Source organism: Odoribacter sp. N15.MGS-14 (assembly GCF_000980245.1).
Lineage (GTDB): Bacteria > Bacteroidota > Bacteroidia > Bacteroidales > Marinifilaceae > Odoribacter > Odoribacter splanchnicus.
The window spans coordinates 1-2,489 of sequence record NZ_LARE01000127.1; the positions used below are offsets into that span (position 1 = coordinate 1).

A 2,489-nucleotide genomic window follows, 5' to 3' on the forward strand; every position below is an offset into this window, starting at 1 on the left:
CAAAAGGTCTGCTTTTCCATAGATACCTCCTTCACCGCCGGTATCGTTTACCCGTACGGTCAGTACATTCGGGCCCTCCCGGAGGAGGTTTTTAGGAACGGTATAATGCCGTTCGACATTGTAGCCATGGGTTTGGCCGACGGGGACACCGTTGAAATAGCAAATATCTTCGTCATCGACCGGTCCGAGGGTGATCTTCAGGTCTTCGTTTAACCAGGTTTTGGGAAGATCGATTTCTTTTCTGAACCAGATTACCCCATCCAAATCCGGAGTGATCGATTGTTCGATATAGGCAGGCACCCGGGTATTTTTCCAGGTTTCGGTATTTAATTCCGGGTTGGCCCAACGGGCTGTCTGGCCTTCCAAACCTTCGTCTAAAGCATTCATTTCTTGTTCCCAGTTTTGCCGGGTTGCCTGGTACTTTTGTTCTGCTGCTGCTTTGTCGGTTTGGGCTATATTCAATATAGTCAGCATATCTTCGAAATCAGGCATGTGTTTCAAGGTTTCTTCGCTGGTCCAGGCTTCTGCGACGGTACCTCCCCAGGTGACGTCGATCACACCTACCGGCACGCCCAGTTCCCGGTTCAACTCCCGGGCATAAAAATAGGCCACAGAAGAAAAATTCTCTACCGTTTCAGGGGCACAAGGCTGCCAACCGTCCATAGTAGATTGTACTTCCTCGGAGGGCGTAAGCGAAGTTGTTTTTTTGATTTGGAATAACCGGATATCCGGATGGTCGGCTGCTGCAATTTCCTGTTCGTAATGGAGTACTTTTCCCCAGCCGGCTAACGGCATTTCCATGTTCGATTGTCCCGAACAGATCCATACTTCTCCGATCATCACATTGGAAAGCTGGATTTTTTTCCCATCGGAAATCGTGATGGTATAGGGGCCTCCGGCAGCAGGAGTCGGGAGACTGGTTTTCCATTTGCCGGTTTCATCGGCTGTGACGGAAATGGTTTCTTTACTCCACGAGGGGGTGATTTTGACTTGTTTCCCCGGTGTGGCTTCTCCCCAGATCGGAGCCTGGGTGTTCTGTTGTAATACCATGTTGTCGGAAAACAAAGCGGATAAAACCGGTTTTGCATACGACCATACACTTCCCAGACAGAGAAGGAAGGTGAAAGCTGTTTTACAAAGGTAGTTTTTCATCATATTTAGTGAGTTGTTGAGTTAAAAGAGTTGCTAAGTTGCTGAGTTAAAAGAGTTGCTAAGTTGCTGAGTTAAAAGAGTTGCTAAGTTGTTGAGTTAAAAGAGTTGCTGAGTTAAAGAGTTGTATAATTATTGAGTTACTGGGGTGCTGAGCTGTTGAGTTATAGAGGAGAACCGGGGTATAGAATTGTTGGATTAGGGAGTTATTAAGGGTTAGGTTGGTATATGCATTTGAAGATAAACCGGTCATCGATACAGACCTTACCGATTCTATCCTTCTGTTTTGTAATTTTGAAATGCACATAATAATCTAAATAACTTAATAACTTCTTAACTCTATAACTCTTTAAACTCAGCAACTCTAAAACTCAGCAACTCTTAAACCCATACCTGATCCGATGGTGGGAGGTTTCGCCTTTATGGACGATACAAGAGGGAACTCCCGGCATGTTCGGACTGTTCGGATAATATTGCATTTCGATGGCAATTCCGGCATAAGCGTTAAGCGGGTGCTGATTTTTATCCATTTGCCGGCCGTCGAAATAGTTTCCACAATAGACGACAGCTCCCGGGTAGTCCGAGAAGATTTGAAGCAATCTTCCATTTTCCGGACAGGTTAATTCGACGGCAGGGATCGTTTCGCTTTGTGCGGCGGGATCGACGAGCCAGCAGTGATTGTATCCCCGATCGATAGCCAGTTGAGGATGAAGACCGTTCATTTTTGTACCGATGGGGGTGAATACTCTGAAATCCATCGGACTGTCGGAAACTGACCGGGCCGGAAATTCCGGAATACTATCGGCATTTAATGGAAGATATTCGTTGGCATGAATTCGTAGCTGATGTCCCAGAATCGTCGGTGTACCGGCAAGATTGAAGTAACTGTGATTACTGAGGTTCAGGATGGAGTCCGCTGTCGGAGTTCCATGATAATCGATAATTAGTGTGTTGTCTTCTGTCCAGGTGTATTCGACGCTGATAGCGCAATCGCCGGGATAGCCGTCTTCCAGGTGCTGGGCGGTGGTCGTAAAACGGAGACTGTTTTCACTGCATTGCCGGTATTCCCACAGGCGGAAAGAAAGTCCTTGGGCTCCCCCATGCAGGTGATTAGGTCCGTTGTTGATATCCAGCTGATAGGACTGCCCGTTCAAGGTAAATTTTCCCTTGGCTATGCGCCCTGCAAACCGCCCCAGGGTTTTACCCAAATAGGGCCCGTCCTGGATATGATCGGATAATTCCGGATACCCCAACAGGACATCATCGGCCTTTCCCTGGCGGTCAGGCACTATAATCGACAAAACGGAAGCCCCGTAATTACAGAGTTCCGTATAATATCC

The 2,489-nt window shown here is 47.3% G+C and carries 2 protein-coding genes; both read right to left on the minus strand.

Annotated features, from left to right (window positions below; all coding sequences use genetic code 11):
• On the minus strand, window positions 1–1,155 hold a 1,155-nt coding region (locus tag WS34_RS14330; RefSeq protein ID WP_286693822.1), incomplete at its 3' end, for a sialate O-acetylesterase.
• Between the two features lie 365 nt (window positions 1,156–1,520).
• The coding region (locus WS34_RS14335; protein WP_046405695.1) for an aldose epimerase family protein at window positions 1,521–2,489 on the minus strand (969 nt) is incomplete at its 5' end.